Source organism: Chitinophaga lutea (assembly GCF_003813775.1).
Lineage (GTDB): Bacteria > Bacteroidota > Bacteroidia > Chitinophagales > Chitinophagaceae > Chitinophaga > Chitinophaga lutea.
Genome location: NZ_RPDH01000001.1, coordinates 1,361,310 through 1,377,100 on the forward strand (window position 1 = coordinate 1,361,310; position 15,791 = coordinate 1,377,100).

9 protein-coding genes are annotated in these 15,791 nt (G+C 55.6%); 3 read left to right on the forward strand and 6 right to left on the reverse strand.

Translation table 11 applies throughout. The features are described 5' to 3' along the window. Nucleotides 1–101: 101 nt before the first annotated feature. Both EGT74_RS05310 and EGT74_RS05315 read right to left on the reverse strand, forming a co-directional pair. Complete coding sequence (locus EGT74_RS05310) at nucleotides 102–1,856, reverse strand: RagB/SusD family nutrient uptake outer membrane protein (RefSeq protein ID WP_123845484.1); 1,755 nt, start codon at nucleotides 1,854–1,856, stop codon at nucleotides 102–104. Between the two features lie 18 nt (nucleotides 1,857–1,874). Next, complete coding sequence (locus EGT74_RS05315) at nucleotides 1,875–4,940, reverse strand: SusC/RagA family TonB-linked outer membrane protein (protein WP_123845485.1); 3,066 nt, start codon at nucleotides 4,938–4,940, stop codon at nucleotides 1,875–1,877. Between the two features lie 220 nt (nucleotides 4,941–5,160). Here EGT74_RS05315 and EGT74_RS05320 point away from each other — a divergent pair, with 220 nt between their 5' ends. Continuing rightward, nucleotides 5,161–5,811 carry a LysE family translocator gene (locus EGT74_RS05320; RefSeq protein WP_123845486.1) on the forward strand — a complete coding sequence of 217 codons (651 nt, stop codon included), beginning with the start codon at nucleotides 5,161–5,163 and terminating at the stop codon, nucleotides 5,809–5,811. Nucleotides 5,812–6,002: 191 nt separating this feature from the next. Here EGT74_RS05320 and EGT74_RS05325 read toward each other — a convergent pair whose 3' ends face one another. The 3 genes from EGT74_RS05325 to EGT74_RS05335 all read right to left on the reverse strand — a co-directional run bounded on the left by EGT74_RS05325 (nucleotide 6,003) and on the right by EGT74_RS05335 (nucleotide 11,230). Then, on the reverse strand, nucleotides 6,003–7,823 hold the full coding sequence (locus tag EGT74_RS05325; RefSeq protein ID WP_123845487.1) for an alpha-L-fucosidase: 1,821 nt from the start codon (nucleotides 7,821–7,823) through the stop codon (nucleotides 6,003–6,005). Nucleotides 7,824–7,973: 150 nt separating this feature from the next. Then, the gene (locus EGT74_RS05330) at nucleotides 7,974–8,864 is read right to left on the reverse strand and encodes an SDR family oxidoreductase (protein ID WP_123845488.1); all 891 of its coding nucleotides are present in this window, start codon (nucleotides 8,862–8,864) and stop codon (nucleotides 7,974–7,976) included. A gap of 323 nt (nucleotides 8,865–9,187) precedes the next feature. After that, nucleotides 9,188–11,230: a M13 family metallopeptidase gene (locus EGT74_RS05335; protein ID WP_123845489.1), complete on the reverse strand. Its 2,043-nt coding sequence runs from the start codon at nucleotides 11,228–11,230 to the stop codon at nucleotides 9,188–9,190. A 201-nt stretch (nucleotides 11,231–11,431) separates the two neighbouring features. Here EGT74_RS05335 and EGT74_RS05340 point away from each other — a divergent pair, with 201 nt between their 5' ends. Both EGT74_RS05340 and EGT74_RS05345 read left to right on the forward strand, forming a co-directional pair. After that, on the forward strand, nucleotides 11,432–11,956 hold the full coding sequence (locus EGT74_RS05340; protein WP_123845490.1) for a hypothetical protein: 525 nt from the start codon (nucleotides 11,432–11,434) through the stop codon (nucleotides 11,954–11,956). Nucleotides 11,957–11,964: 8 nt separating this feature from the next. Continuing rightward, nucleotides 11,965–13,224 (forward strand): replication-associated recombination protein A, encoded by a 1,260-nt coding sequence (locus EGT74_RS05345; RefSeq protein ID WP_123845491.1) that lies wholly within the window; start codon nucleotides 11,965–11,967, stop codon nucleotides 13,222–13,224. A gap of 114 nt (nucleotides 13,225–13,338) precedes the next feature. Here EGT74_RS05345 and pbpC read toward each other — a convergent pair whose 3' ends face one another. After that, entirely contained in the window at nucleotides 13,339–15,726 is a 2,388-nt protein-coding gene (gene pbpC / locus EGT74_RS05350; RefSeq protein WP_123845492.1) for a penicillin-binding protein 1C, read from the reverse strand. Nucleotides 15,727–15,791 lie beyond the last annotated feature (65 nt).

Consider the following 15,791-nt stretch of genomic DNA (forward strand, 5'->3'; position numbering starts at 1 on the left):
CAGTTATTTGGCAGTTTTTCGCACCTGAATGTGCCGTGGCGCCAGAAATAAGGGCCGGAACAGTAACTGCCCCGGCCCGGTTTTATAGGGAGGTCACAAGATCAGTAATAACCCTCATTCTGCTCTTCGGAGAGCGGCCCCGGATTAGTGAGGCGCTCGATGTGCTGCAGCGGAATGGGCCGCAACTTGTGATATTCCCGGATGCCGCTGGCTGAACTGTTGTATTGTTTCACCCTTTCCACCAGCTTCTCCATCCTCACCAGGTCGTACCAGCGCCAGCATTCACCGTTCAGCTCGCGGGCCCTTTCGTCGAGGAAAAAGTTGATCACATTGGCGGAAATGTTGGCCGCCGTCACCTGCATATCGGTCTCAGTGCTTTTGGCAATGTCAGCGATATTACCGCCTTCCACCGTCCAGAATTCCTTCGGTTTGATCTCTCCTTCCTTGTATGCCGCACGTTTCCTGACAACATTCACCAGGTCTGCGGCCTTCTGATATTCTCCCTTGCGGGCATAGGCCTCTGCTGCCAGCAGGTAGGTTTCCCCGAGGCGCATCAGCACATAGTCGCGGTTGCCCACCGTGGCGGCCAGGTCGGCACGTCCGGGGTCGAGGTATTTGTTGAGCGTGGGATAGTTGTTGCCGGTAAACTTGTTCCGCGGGATCCAGGTATAGGGCTTTTTCGCGATCTGCGCATCCGTACCGTTGCTCACCGTGACATATACAGCCGTATCCTTCAATTTGAATTTAGGTTTCCCGACGAGATCGGGGGAAGGAGCATTGGCGGCATCCCAGATGGGAATGTTGTTGGGGTTGTTGCATATCCACGTCATCTTGTAACTTTTGTAAAACCGGGAGTCGGTTTTACGGTTGTACACGTCGATCTGGTAATTGGTGGGCCGTAGGCGGCGATAGGCACGGCCGTTGGCGATGTCGCGCATCATGCCGCCATGGTTGTCGTAATACATGATGTAAAACAGGTGCATCTGGTTGCCGTCGCCGTTGTAAATCGGGTCTTTGGCAAACTGTACGGCAAATATCACCTCATCGTTCCGCTCGTTGCCAAAACGGAAAATGCTGGCATAATCCTTTTCGAGGGCATACTCAGGGCTGGCAATCACCTGTTCGGCAAGGTAAGCGGCGCTGTCCAGATCGGTGGGTTGTTTGCCCCGGTCTTCCGCAACCGCACTGGCGCGGGTCAGGTACACTTTCGACAGCAGGTGCTGTGCAGCGCCTTTTGTGGCGCGGCCGCCATCTGTCTGCGAAACGGGCAGCGAATCCACCGCCGTGCGGAGATCGGAAATGATGTGTTTGTACACGTCTTTCACGGCGGCGCGTTTAAAGTCCGTCACCACTTCAATATAACCTTTGGGCAGGATGGGTACTCTTCCGTACGACTGCACCAGTACGAAATAAAAATACGCGCGCAGGAAACGCATCTCGGCGATGCGTTCTCTTTTGAACTGGTCGGAGGTGAATATTTTCTTTCCTGGAATGCCGGGGATGCGCTCGATACAAATATTCGCCGTATTAATACCGCGGTAGAGGGTTTGCCAGTAACCGCTGATCATACCCTGGGTAGGGCTGAGGCCGGAATTGTAGCGGTTGAAGTTTTTACCGCCATCCTGGCCTTCCGTATAGGTATCCGTCCCGAAATCCCCGAAAGAAAAAATCTGCTCACTGCCGAGAGGAGAGCGTAACTGGCTGTACACGGCCGTAACGGCGGATTCCAGGCCCTCTTCCGTATCGTAATGCGGATAGGTCACCTCGCTCACCATTTTCTCCTGCAGATATTTTTTACACGACATCAGCCCCAGCAGGGTGCAGGTCGCCATGACATATAAAATCCTGTTTTTCATGTTGCACTTTTTTTTGAATTAGAATTCCACGTTTACACCAAATACATAAGAGCGGGAGGACGGAGAACGTACCGGCCGCGAATTGCTTTCTGCGAACACTTCCGGGTCCAGCCCGTTGAAATCCTTGCTCCAGATGTACAGGTTGGTACCGGTGGCATATACGCGGAAACTGCTGATGCCGGCCCTTTTCAACAGCTTCGAGGGCAGCTTGTACCCAAGCGACACATTCTTTAGCCGCACATGCGATCCATCTTCAAAATACATGGCGCCGTTGGCGGGCGGATTTTCGTACCCGTTGTGCGGTCGCGGGAATTTGTTGGTGGGGTTCTCGGGCGTCCAGTAGTCCACCAGCGGCGTGTTGTAACGCCCCTGGAAAGTAAGCCCCAGGTGATTCTCGAGGATGTACTGCTGGCGGGTGACGAAGAAGAAAGACAGGTCCCAGCCCTTGTAGTTAAAACTGTTGCTGATGCTGCCCGTCCATTTCGGATTGGCGGTGCCGATGATCTCCCGGTCTTCCGTCGTGATCTTACCGTCGTTATTGATATCGGCCACTTTCACCATGCCGGTCTGGTAGCTGCTGCCGGCGGCGTTGTATTTGTCCATCAGCGCCTTGTCTTCCGGCGTATTCTGCCAGATGCCGATTTTTCTTTCGGTGTAGAAAGTCTGGATGGGATGGCCGATAAACCACCTGTTACCGATGTCGTCTTTCCTGCCCTGGTAAAGCCTTTCGATCCTTTCGCGATTGGCCGTGAAAACGATTTCGGTACGCCATTGAAAATCTTTCGTGGCAATGTTCATTGTGTTGAGCGCTATTTCCACACCGCTGTTGGAAGTTTCACCCACGTTCTGCAAAATGTTATCGAACCCTGACGTGGGCGGCAATGCCCGGTCCATCAGCAGGTTGGATGTTTTTTGACGGTACACGTCCACTGAGCCGTTGATGCGGTTTTTCAGGAAGCCGAATTCGATGGCCACATTTGTGGTGGCGGTGTTCTCCCAACCGAGTGCGCTGTTGGGCAGGTTATCGGGACGGAAACCATTCACGGGTTTGTCTCCCTGGTTTTCCCATACATAACGCGTCTGTTCGATGGAGCCCTGCGTTGAATAGGGCGATACGGCGGCGTTGCCGGTTACGCCATATCCCACGCGCAGTTTGAGCTCATTCACAACAGCATTGTCTTTCAGGAAACTTTCCTGCGAGATGCGCCAAGCGATGGATGCGGACGGGAAATACGACCATTTATGCCCTTCCGCCAGCACAGACGAGCCGTCTGCGCGAATGGAAGCGGTGAGCAGGTACCGGTTATCGTACCCATAGTTCACCCTGCCCAGGAACGAAGCCAGCTTGCGTTCGCGCAGTTCGCTGTCTGCCGCCGTGATTTTGCTCGCTGTGCTGAGATTGTACCATTTCTGTGCTTCGTATGGGAAATCGGAGGCCTCTATTTCGGAGTTTTCAAAACGGAAACCCTGCACTTCCTGGCCGAGCGTAACATTCACCTGATGTTTGTTGCTGGCGGAGCTTTCCAGATCCCAGTACAGCAGGTTCTGAAGGTTATAGTTGAACCGGTTTTCGTTCAGCACCCTTCCGTAACTGGGCGCCAGTTTACGCCCGCTGCTGAACGAAGACTCAAACTGGCCTTCGCGGTAAGGGCCGTAATCGATGCCGAGGTTAAGCCGGTACCGGAAATTAAAAGGCAGTTTGATTTCCCCGTAGAAACTGCCCAGGTAGCGGCTGCGCAGTCGTTCTCGGGTGATGCCGTTGAGGTCGAAGAGGATGTTGAAGGTTTGGGTATCGTTGGAAGGGACTGGAATCAGGTTGCCGTTCTCGTCGTGCGTGGGCGCCATCGGGCTGGCCTGCGCACTGGCCTGGAACAGGTCGCTGCCGTAGTTCTGTTTGCTATAGGAAAAATAGTTCACCATACCCACCTTGATGCTTTTGGTAACCTGCTGATCCACGGTGAGGCGTGCAGACCAGCGGCCGAAATCCTGGTTGTGGATGATGCCTTTCTGGTTTTGATAACCCACGGCGAAAAATACTTTCGTCATTTCCGTCCCTGCCGTAAGGCTCAGGCTATGGTCCTGCACAAATCCGTCGCGCAGGGCAAACGAGCCCCAGTCTGTGCTTTTTAATTTCGAGGGATCGTATGCGCCGCCTGCCCAGGCGTTGCGGATGTTATCCATCACATACCGGTCGTTCCCGAACTCGCCGAACATCTTCAGATCGTCCGCGAGGCTGATGGTACCTTCGGGATACTCCTTGTCGGCCCGTTTGGATTCACGGCGGTAGGCGACGAATTCCGCCGCATTCATCCGCCGTTCCACATTGATCGGCTCGTCGATGCCCAGGTAGCCGCCGTAACGCACGCTCAGTTTACCGGCGCGGCCGCGGCGGGTGGTGATGAGGATCACCCCGTTGGCGCCGCGGGAGCCGTAGATGGCAGTGGCGGATGCGTCTTTGAGCACTTCCATCGTTTCAATATCGTCCGGGTCGATGTCGTTGATGCCGGCATCGATGGGAATGCCGTCTATCACATACAGCGGGTCGTTGGAAGCCTGGAACGAGCGGCGGCCGCGAATCTGCACACGCACACCCTCACCGGGCCGGTTCCCGCCTTTGTCGACCAGCACGCCGGGCACCCGCCCCTGCAAGGCTGCAGCGGCGTTCGTCACCGGCACCTCCTGGATCTTTTTGGAGCTCACCGTAAAAATGGATCCCGTCACATCCGATCTTTTTTGCGTACCATAACCCACCACCACTACTTCTTCCAGCGCCTTGGGATCGGTTTTCAGCACCACATCCAGCCGGCCACCATCAGCCGCCTGTTCCTGCTTCAGATAGCCCATCATCGTAAATACCAGTGTAGCGCCGGATGACGGCACCTCCAGCCTGTATTCGCCGCTGGCGTTGGTGGTGGTGCCGGTGGTAGTTCCTTTGATGGCCACGCTCACGCCGATCAGCGTGCCGCCATCGTCTGCCCGCACTTTGCCGGTGACGGTCTTTTGCTGGGCCTGGGAATAAAACGGGAATAACAGCCATGCCAGGGTAAGGCACAGCCAATAGGTCTTGTGTACCAAGAATTTCATAACGCGCGTTTTTAGGTATCTGTTTTAGTTACTAGTTAGGCCGTTCTTAGGGCGCAATTAAGCTGGGTCTGGTCTTGTCCTGTCTAAAAAGCAGATTTTGGCTGCATCCGTCAGAAAAGTTACTGTATGTTTCCCACAAAAATGCAAACGTTTGCAGCAAACTTGAAAAGAGGAAAATTTTGCGTAATTTTTGAGCAATAAACAACAAAAAACAGCCTTTATGCCAGACGTTACCGCCATTCTAGCATTTATCACCGCAGCCTTCATCCTGCTGGTGATCCCCGGCCCGGCCGTTCTGTACGTGATCACCCGCAGCACCGAGCAGGGCACCAAAGCGGGGCTCATTTCCGTGTGCGGCATACAGGCCGGCACCGTGGTGCATGCCGTGGCGGCCGCCTTCGGCGTATCGGCCATCCTGATGGCTTCCGCCATGGCATTCGCCCTGCTGAAGTATGCCGGCGCGGGATATCTCATTTTCCTTGGCTGCAAAAAAATATTCGGCAAAAAACAAACGGCGGAAAGCATCAAAGCGCTGCCGCCCCAAAGCATGAAAACCATTTTCTGGCAGGGCATGGTGGTAAACGTACTCAACCCGAAATGCGCGCTCTTTTTCTTTGCTTTCCTTCCCCAGTTCATCAACCCGGCGTTGGGCAATGTAACGGGCCAGGTGCTGTTCTTCGGGCTGCTCTTTACCATCATGGCATTCATTACCGACGGTTCTTACGCGCTGGCGGCAGGCAGGCTGGGCAAGTGGCTGAAAGGGAATACCTACTACCTCAAACTCGAGGCCTATATCTCCGGGCTGATCTACATTTCGCTGGGCTTACTGACGCTGATGATGCAGCCTTCACACGGCTCTAACAAAAAATAGTACGTAAAAAAACAGCGCAGCGTTTTTCTGTACGCTGCACCGAAATATGTATAAACCGGAGCATCAAACGCCGGAATCAGTTGCTTTTCCGGCGATCAAAACCTTATGCCGGGCTTGGTCTTTATCCCCAGCAACTTGATTTATTCTCCTTCTGCCCAAGGGGGTCTCTTCATCTTTTACCGCCCACCGCATTACTCCACCGGTTCCACATTGATCTGTTTCAAGCGGAACAACTCACCCGCGCTCCGGAGCGGCCGCACTTTCAGCGTCCATTCGCCGGGCGTTTTTACATTCACCACCGCAACCGCCTGGTCGAGGAACAGCAGCGGTTTGTTATGATCGAACTTTCCGCTCAGCAATACCTGGAAAGGATAGGTTGTTTTCGAGCCGCCCGCGGGCACCAGTTCCAGTAAACCCTCACGGCCTTCGTGCGTACTGTCTGCCGAATACTCCAGGCTGATCTTGTAATCGCCCGGCGCAGTGAAACGCACCCGGTAACTGATCTCGTCTTCCGGCGCCTGCTGCCCGGTCACACAAAGCGCATGTTTCCAGTCACCGAAATAATACCGGTGCGTAAAACGGTTCGTTTTGGCGTTGCCGGCAAGCGCGGCCTGCTGTGCGGAGAGGATGATCTTTTCATAATTCGGATCGATGGTGGCGGGCAATGCGGCCGGCTCTCCCAGCGTGCCTTTGTAATCCAGCACCACCACGGTATTACGGTCGTCCGGGAGATGGGCGGGCAGTTGAATCACCATATCGTTGCCGCGCTGCTCGAACCGCAGGCCGTTGGCGGAAGGCAACGCCAGCAGGTTTGCTTTGACGGCAGTGGCGGTAAAGCCGGGCACCAGCAGGCGGCCGTTTTTGGGCGCTTCGAAAATATGGAGATACAGTTTACCGGGCCGGGTGGTGGTAACGCCCCAGGGCTGCGGCGGAATGGCGCCATAAGTAGTACCGTAAATGGCTTCGCCGTTGCGTTTTAGCCAGGCGCCCGTAGCCCTGAAATATTTTTCGGACATGTCGGGAAACTTGCCGCTGCCCATCGGCCCGATGTTCATCATCAGGTTGCCGCCTTTGGAAGCTACTTCCGCCAGCAGGCGTATCATCTCCTTGGGTGTTTTGAAATTCTGATCGAAGGCGGAATACCCCCAGCTGTCGTTATGCGTGAAAATAGCTTCCCATGCGCCTTTCACCACACCGGGCGGCACTTCGCCGTCGCCGAAATCCTTAAAGTCGCCCAAACCGTTGCCTACACGGCTGCTTACAAGGCAGCCGGGCTGCAACTGGTGCACTTTCTGCAGGAACTCGGCAGACTCTTCCTTGCTCATATTACCGGGTGTATCGAACCAGATGATGCCGAGGTCGCCATAGTTGGTCAGCAGTTCGGTGATCTGCGGCAGCGACTTGGTGCGGTAATAGGCGCTGTAATCTTTTTTCTTCGGGTCAAAATCCCAGCTGTTGCCGCCACCGTTGGGCTCGTGCCAGTCCTGGAACTGCGAATAATAAAACCCCAGCTTGATGCCGGCTTTTTTACAGGCAGCGGCGAGCGCTTTGACAGGGTCCTTTTTGTAAGGGGTGGCGTCTACGATATCGAAGTCCGATACCTTGGAATCGAACATCGCAAAACCATCGTGGTGCTTGGAAGTGAGTACGATATATTTTACGCCGGACGCTTTGGCGATCTCCACCCATTCTTCGGCGTTGAATTCTACCGGGTTGAAGCCGCCGGCCAGTCGGGCGTATTCCGCGGCCGGTGTTTTATCGCGGTGCTGTATCCATTCGGTGATGCCGTAGTAACGCTTCCCCCGGATGTCGCCACCGAAATAAGCATAAGGGCCCCAATGCAGGAAGAGGCCGAATTTGGCGTCTGTAAACCATTTTGTTTTTTCGCTTTTGCCGGCTTCCGCCTCTTTCCCCCAAAGCGTAGCTGCTTCCTGCGCCCGCGTTACCGTCCAACTGCTTATCAAAAGCCCGCAGGCTAAAAGCGCCGCTTTTTTACAATCCGAGAAATTCATACCGTGGTAATTTTGTACCCACAAGATGAAGAATGCCGGCGGTTTGTGCTACATACAATTTGCCGGTTGCTGATACTATTTAAGCATATGCACGTTCAAAAAGGAACAGGGGAAACAATATCCGTACAGAAAATCCAATACCGCGTACCATCAAACCCCCGAAGTCAGATCCCAATACCGCCGGGTGGACTTCGACAGCATGTCGATGTAATCCTCCAGCCGCATATGCCCTTCCACCGGCGCAATCAGGTCTTCCTCCATCACCCGGAGGAAAAAGCACAGTTTGTGATACAGGTGCACATTGGCGAGGCGAACAACGGGCAGCATGGCTTTCACCGGCCAGGCGGGCACGACGGGCAGCCGTTTTTTCCGGCCGGCGCCTCGGGCAATGATGTCGTTGATTTCAGCGCGCGTGTATACTACAGGCCCGCCCGCGTTAATGCGTTTACGTTGATTATTGATGGCCTGCACGCATAAACGCGCCACATCTTTTTCATGGATGGGGTTGGTTCTGCACGCCCCCTTTCCGAGGTTGAGCAAACGACCTTTCAGCGCCATGTCGTACAGGTCGCGGAAGGTGCTGAACAGCGCAACGGGCTTAATGATGGTGTATTCCATGCCGCTGGCGGCCAGCGCCTCTTCCACCCGCGTGTGTACCCGGCAATATTCCAGGTGAGGGAGGTGTTCGGCATGATAGACAGATACGTAGATGAACTTGCGTACGCCCGCCTCCACCGCAAGGCGGATGGCGGCGAGGTTAATGGCTTCGTCCACTTCCCGGAAGGAATAACGGCCATTGTCGAGCGGACTGATGCTTTTACCTAAAGCAGAGATCACCGTGTCCATTCCTTTGAAATGGTCGGCCCTCAGCTCACGCACCTTGGTAATATGTTTGGCAAGCCCTCTGATAGAGCCCGCCCGTGCCATGTTACGCACCAGAGCGAACGTTTCGAACCCGTGCGCATACAGCACTGCGGCAATTTCGCGGCCAAGACGGCCGGTGCCGCCCAGTAGCAGTATCGGTTGTTGTGTAGGGGTCATCTCATTTTATAAAAATCAGGTGTATCCGGTTACCGTTGGTAGCCGGTACAGGTGTACGGGACCCGCACCGGCTCCAGGGAATTGGGGTTACAACGGCGGACAGGCCGGGAAGCATGACCGGTTGCTCAAATTCAGTTTATTTTCATCCGGGATATTCTCTCGTCGCAACCGGGCACGGATCACCATTTAGATCCTGCCTCAAATTTCTGCTTTTCAACTTGTCCGGGAAAGCGTAGTACTACTGGAAATTGCGATCGTAGAAATACGCAAAAAGGGCCGGAAGCAATGCCGCCGGCCCTTTCAATTCGTTTACAACCGCCTGTTTACCAGATCACCACGCGGGCGGCCGGGGGCAGCACCATCTTGCTGTCGTCTCCGCAGCTCCAGGCATTGGAAAACTCCGTCATGTGCGGCAGCGGGCCGTTGATGCGGAAACGGGCGGGACTATGCGGGTCCGTCTGGATCTGGTTGCGCAACCCGGCATCGGTGATATTCGCATGCCACACCTGCGCCCAGCCGAGGAAAAAGCGCTGCTTCCAGTTATAGCCGTCAATCAGCGCCGGCTCGGGTTTGCCTTCCAGCGATTTCTGCAAAGCATAATAAGCCAGCGTGAGGCCGCCCAGGTCGGCGATGTTTTCGCCGATGGTGAGGGCGCCGTTGATCTTGAAGCCGGGTAAGGGCTCCAGGCCGCTGAAGTAGTCGATGTATTTTTTGGCGAGGCCGTCGAAGTTTTTGCGGTCTTCTTCCGTCCACCAGTTTTGCAGGTTGCCTTCGGCGTCGAACTGCGAGCCCTGGTCGTCGAAACCGTGCGTGAACTCGTGGCCGATCACGGCAATGATGCCGCCGTAGTTGATGGCATCGTCAGCATCAGGGTTGAAGAAAGGCGGTTGCAGGATGCCTGCGGGAAACACCACCTCATTGTTCAGCGGGTTGTAATAAGCATTCACTGTTTGCGGCGTCATATACCACTCTGAACGGTCCACTTCCTTCCCGATTTTTCTGTTGCGCTCGGCCACGCGGTATGCGCCCGCGCTGATGATGTTTTCCACCAGTTTGTCTTTCTGTATGTTGATGGACGAATAATCTTTCCACTTATCGGGATAGCCGATCTTATACGTGAACGCAGCGAGTTTTTTGTGCGCCATCTGTTTGGTGGCAGGGCTCATCCAGCTCAGCTTGTCGATGCGCTCGCCATACACGGCACGCACGTTTTCGATCATGGCCGATACTTTCTGTTTGCTGCTTTCGGGGAAGTATTGTTTGGCGAACAGTTTGCCCAACGGCATGCCCAGCATCCCGTCGGTAGAACGGATGGCGCGGTCGGTACGGGTGCGCTGCGCCTTGCGGCCGGTCATCACGGTACCGAAAAAGCGGAAGTTCTCGTCGTCGAATTTCTTCGGCAGGTAACCGGCGAAAGTGGTGAGCAGCTGGAATTTGGAATAGGTCTTCAGCGTTTCGACGGGCGTGCTTTTCAGCAGTCTGGCGGCGTTGGTGATGTAGGGTTTGTCCTGCAGAATCACGGAGTCCGATTTAATACCCTGTTTGCCGGTAAACGCCGCCCAGTCAAATTCCGGTGCCAGCGTGTTCAGTTCGCCGAAGCCCACTTTGTTGTATGTTTTAACGGGGTCGCGCAGCTGCACGTTGGTGAGCTGCAGTTTGGCCAGCGCGGTTTCGAAGGCGAGGATGGTTTCCCCGGCGTTCTTCTCCGGAAAACCGGCCATGGCGAACATTTTATTGACATGATCCACGAACTCCTTGCGCACGTTTTTCGTGCTTTCGTCTTCACGTTCGTAGTAGCTGCGTTCACCAAGACTGAGGCCGTCCTGCCCGCCGTACAGCGCATTCATTTTACTGTTGCGCGCATCGGCTTCCACGGCAAACCCGGCCCAGGTGCTGACGCCGAGGTTCTGCAGTTCGCCGGCTACGGAAGCGTACTGGGCCAGCGTTTTCACGCCGTTGATCTTGTCGAGGTAGGGCTTCAGCGGACTGATGCCTCTTTTTTCGATGGTGACGGTATCGAGGAAGGAAGCGTAATAATCGGCGATCTGCTGTTCCTCCGTGCCTTTGGCCAGCCCGGTTTTACGGGCGATGCCGGCAACGATGCCCCTGATGCGCACTTCCTTGTTTTCTTTGTCGAGGATGTTGAAAGCGCCCCAGCGGCTGTCTGTTCCGGGGATGGGGTTGTTCTTTTTCCAGTTTTCATTGGCGAAGCCGTCGAAGTCAGCGCAGGGCTTGATATTACGGTCTATGGAAGAAATATCGAAGGCAGGCACCTTTGCAGACTGGGCCATGGCATTGCCGGCGGAGATGGCTGCCAGCACCATGCCCGCCACCACTGCGCGGCCTGCGGAACGTTGGTTGAACATATAAATCAGGTTTAGAACATTAAATTTATCGAACATTTGGCACTTCCCGCTCACCGGTAAGGATAAACGGTTGAAAAAGGCGGAGGAGGCCGGCCGGAGTGCGGTGATGGGGCAGCCGTTGCGTCGCACACTGCAGCTTTGGGTTTTCTGCCCGGCGTAGGGGGATAATTCGTAGGTTTGCACTGATAAAATAACTGAAGTATGGCCTTTTCATTCGGATTTTTTCGTTTTCTGACGTATGGCAACCTCGTAGTGGTGGGCTTTTTTCTGCTGTTCGTATTAATGGCCATGCTGGTGTCGCCGTCGATGTCGTCGGTCATCAGTAGCCTGCTCATCCTCGGCGTAGTGTTCTACCACAACATTCTCTGCCTTCGGCTGCAACGGTCCCTCATCCGGCCTACCATTCCCCTGCCGCGTAGTTTCAATACGCTGATCGTGGTGATGAGCGTGCTGAGTTTCATTTACAGCATGCTGGTTTTCCGCGGCATTTTCGGGATGATGGCCGTATCGGACACCGAGTTCATGAAAATGGTCAACCAGCAGTCCCTGGGCGGCCAGCAGGCTCCCATAGAGCTGATCAGCGCCATCCGCAAGTTCACCGTTACCCTCGCTTTCATCCACGGCCTGGCCATTGCCGCCAACTGTGTGTTGAGCAGCGTTTTTATGAACCGGTGGAAAAAGCTGTATGCGCACGACGAGCCGACCGATTCATTTCCTGAAGAATAAACAGTACCATGCGAGCACCATTGGCAGAAAGACTACGACCCGCCTCCCTGAACGATCTAGTAGGGCAGGAACATCTCACCGGGCAGGGCAGCATCCTGCAGAAAGCAATAGCACAGGGCAAAGTGCCCTCTATGATACTCTGGGGCCCACCGGGCGTGGGCAAAACAACCATCGCCAACATCATCGCCCATACCCTGCAGGTGCCGTTCTATACGCTGAGCGCGATTTCATCGGGCGTGAAAGACATCCGCGAAGTGATCGACCTCGCCAAACACCAGCACGCCGTGTTGTTCATCGACGAGATCCACCGCTTCAACAAATCGCAGCAGGACGCACTGCTGGGTGCGGTGGAGAAAGGCATCATCACCCTCATCGGTGCCACTACGGAGAACCCCTCTTTTGAAGTGAACGCGGCTTTGCTCTCCCGTTGCCAGGTATATGTGCTCAAGGCGCTCGACGAACCGCAGCTGAAACAGCTGCTGGAGCAGGCCATGATGAAAGACGACTGGCTGGCCGCCAAAACCATCGAGATCAACGAAACGGAAGCGCTGTTCAATATTTCCGGCGGCGACGCCCGCAAACTCCTCAATCTCTTCGAACTGGTGGTAGACACGCTGCAGGACGAACACCCCGTCATCATCACCAACGAAAAAGTGATGGACATCGCGCAGCAGCGTGTGGCCATTTACGATAAAGCCGGCGAGCAGCATTACGATATCATTTCCGCTTTCATCAAATCCATCCGCGGCAGCGATCCCAACGCGGCGGTTTACTGGCTGGCGCGTATGCTGGCCGGCGGGGAAGATGTGAAGTTCATCGCCCGGCGGATGGTGATACTCGCCTCCGAAGACATCGGTAACGCCAACCCCAACGCCCTGCTGCTGGCCACCAGCTGCTTCCAGGCCGTGAACCTGATCGGCGCGCCGGAAGGGCGCATCATCCTGTCGCAGTGCGCCACTTACCTCGCATCTTCACCGAAAAGCAACGCCTCCTACATGGCCATCGGCAGTGCGCAGAGCGTGGTGTCGCAAACCGGCGACCTGCCGGTGCCGCTGCACATCCGCAACGCGCCCACCAAACTGATGAAACAGCAGGGGTACGGCAAAGGCTACGAATATTCACACAGTTACGAGAATAATTTTTCCGCACAGGAATACCTGCCGAACGAAATCAGCGGCATGAAACTCTACGACCCCGGGAAGAATCCACGTGAAGACGAACTGCGCAAATACCTGAAAGCGCTCTGGAAAGAAAAATATAATTACTGAGCGGGAATACCTGCCGAACGAAATCAGCGGCATGGAATCCCACAACCCCGGAATAACCCCGTGGGAAGACGAACTGTGCAAATACCTGAAGGCGCGCTGGAAAGAAAAATATAATTACTGCGGCTGTTTCTTCTCTTTGTCGAGGATCTCGAAGTCCACCGTAATCTGCTCCCCTTCTTCGTCTACCAGCGTAATGGTGTGTTTGCCTGGCTTCGGGCGCAGCGACAGCTGGTGAAAATCCGATGTGGTGCCCGCAAAGGTATTGTCGAGGTGCCAGAAGATTTTGGCGCCCTGCTGCCGGTGCGTGGCTTTAAACACGGTTTCTCCCAAACTCCCGTCGATCTCGATGGGCACATAAATGCGCGCATGCGGGCGGGGGTATATCAGTTCCATGGAACGGCCTGCTTCCGGTGCCGTGATACAGCCGGGTTTGAAAGGCGGCAGCGGTTCATAAGTGTGGGTGGCTTTATAGAAATGTTCCATCGCCGGCGGCAGCACGAACCACGCGCGCTGCTGCATCAGCTCCGGCCGTTCGCAATCGGCCGTAACACGGTAGCGCCCGGTGGCGTCGAGGTGGATCAGCTGGTGGTATGGACAAACAGGTGAGCGCAATCCCGCGGCGGGCACAGCGAGCGAATCTTTCTCGGTGCAATAATCGCCGGCACGGTAGCCGCTCAGGCGGCACACGGCAATGGACTGCAATTTGCCTGCCGGCGGTACAAACGATCCTGCACCGTTGAGCAAACGGAAAATATCGAACATCACCGGCGCGGCGGTGCTCACGCCCGTGAGGCCCGGCCGCCCTTCGCCGTCGGCATTCCCCACCCATACGCCCACCACGTGCTGCGGTGTTACGCCAATCGCCCACCCGTCCCTGAAACCGAAGCTGGTTCCGGTTTTCCAGGCAATCGGCCGGGATGAGGTAAAGTGTTGCCAGATAAATTCCTCTCCGGGACGCATCACTTCTTCCATCGCCTGAAACGCATACCAGATGGCGCCCGCATCGAGCACGCCGAATTGTTCCGGCGCGTGTCGTGAAGGCAGCGGCTCATCGGGACGGTATCCGGGCGGATGAAAATCGTCCGCATCATATTTGCCGTTGTATTGTTCGAGATGCAGTAGGGTGCGCGCCATGCTGGCATACACGCCGGTCAGTTCCCAGAGCGTGGTTTCACCGCCCCCGAGGATCATCGACAGGCCGTAGTGCGCGGCCGGTTTGCTCATGGTGGTGATGCCGAGTCGCTTCAGCAGCACAAGGAAACGTTCCGCCCGGTAATGTTGCAGCATGCGCACCGACGGGATGTTCAGCGAACGCGCCAGCGCGCGCGAAGCGGGCACCGCGCCATCGTAATTACGGTCGAAGTTCTGCGGCGTGTAGCCCGCAATCTGTGTAGGCACATCCGGCAGCAGGGAATGCGGCAGTATCAGCCCATCGTTGAGCATGCCCGCGTACAGCAAGGGTTTTAGCGTACTGCCCGGGCTGCGGGGGGCATGAATGATATCCACAAAACTTTCCAGTTCAGGATCGTCGGGGTTATATACGTTGCCCACATAGGCCAGCGCATGGCCCGTTTCCACATCCAGTACCAGCGCGGCGGCGTTGTTGATGCCGTTGGCTTTGAGTTGCAGGTGATGCCGGTACAGGATATCGTTGACGTTGCGTTGCAGCGCGCCTTCGAGTGAAGTGCGCAGGCGCGTGGATTCGCTTGGTTTTTCCTGCCGGAAACGGTGCAGCAGGTGCGGCGCTTCCTGCGGCAGGGCATGCGGTTTGTCAGGGAGCGGCTCTGCGGAAGAAAGCGCGCAGGTGGCGCTGTCGATCGTGCCGTTGCGCCACAGCCTTTCCAGCAGCGCGTTCCTTTTTTCATACAGCGTTTGGCGGTTGCGACCGGGATGGATCAAGGCGGGACTGTTCGGCAACACCGCCAGCGTAGCCATTTCGGCCCAGGAGAGTTGGTCGGGCCTGCGGCCGTAATATCGCCACGACGCGGCTTCGAGGCCCACCACATTCCCGCCGAAAGGGGCATTGCCGGCATACAGGCCCAGGATGGCTTTTTTGGAATACCGGAACTCCAACCGCGTAGCCATCACCATTTCGATCATCTTTTGCCACAACGTGCGGGGTTTGTTGCGGTAGAGGCGTATCACCTGCATGGTAATGGTACTGGCCCCGCTCACCACCTTCCCGCCGCCGAGGTTCTGGCGCAATGCGCGGCCGGTCGCCAACGGGTCGATGCCCCAGTGGTAATAAAAACGTTTGTCTTCATACGCCACGATACACTTGGCAAACTTGTCGGGCACCGTTTTATCCGCCGGGAAGCGCCACTGCCCGTCCGCCGCAATCGCCGCATTCAGCAGTTCCCCTTTCACATCTTCGATCACATAGGACGTGGGCGCGGTAAACAGTTTGCGCGGCAGCATAAAATAATAACCGATGAGCAGCACACCCGCCGCCCCCAGCCACCATTTCCTTTTAATTGCCCATTGTCTGAAACGTTGCAGCATTCTTTTATCGACTGTCTTTGTTTGTGTATCCCACTTTCAGCATAACAAAGGCCGGCCAGTGGATG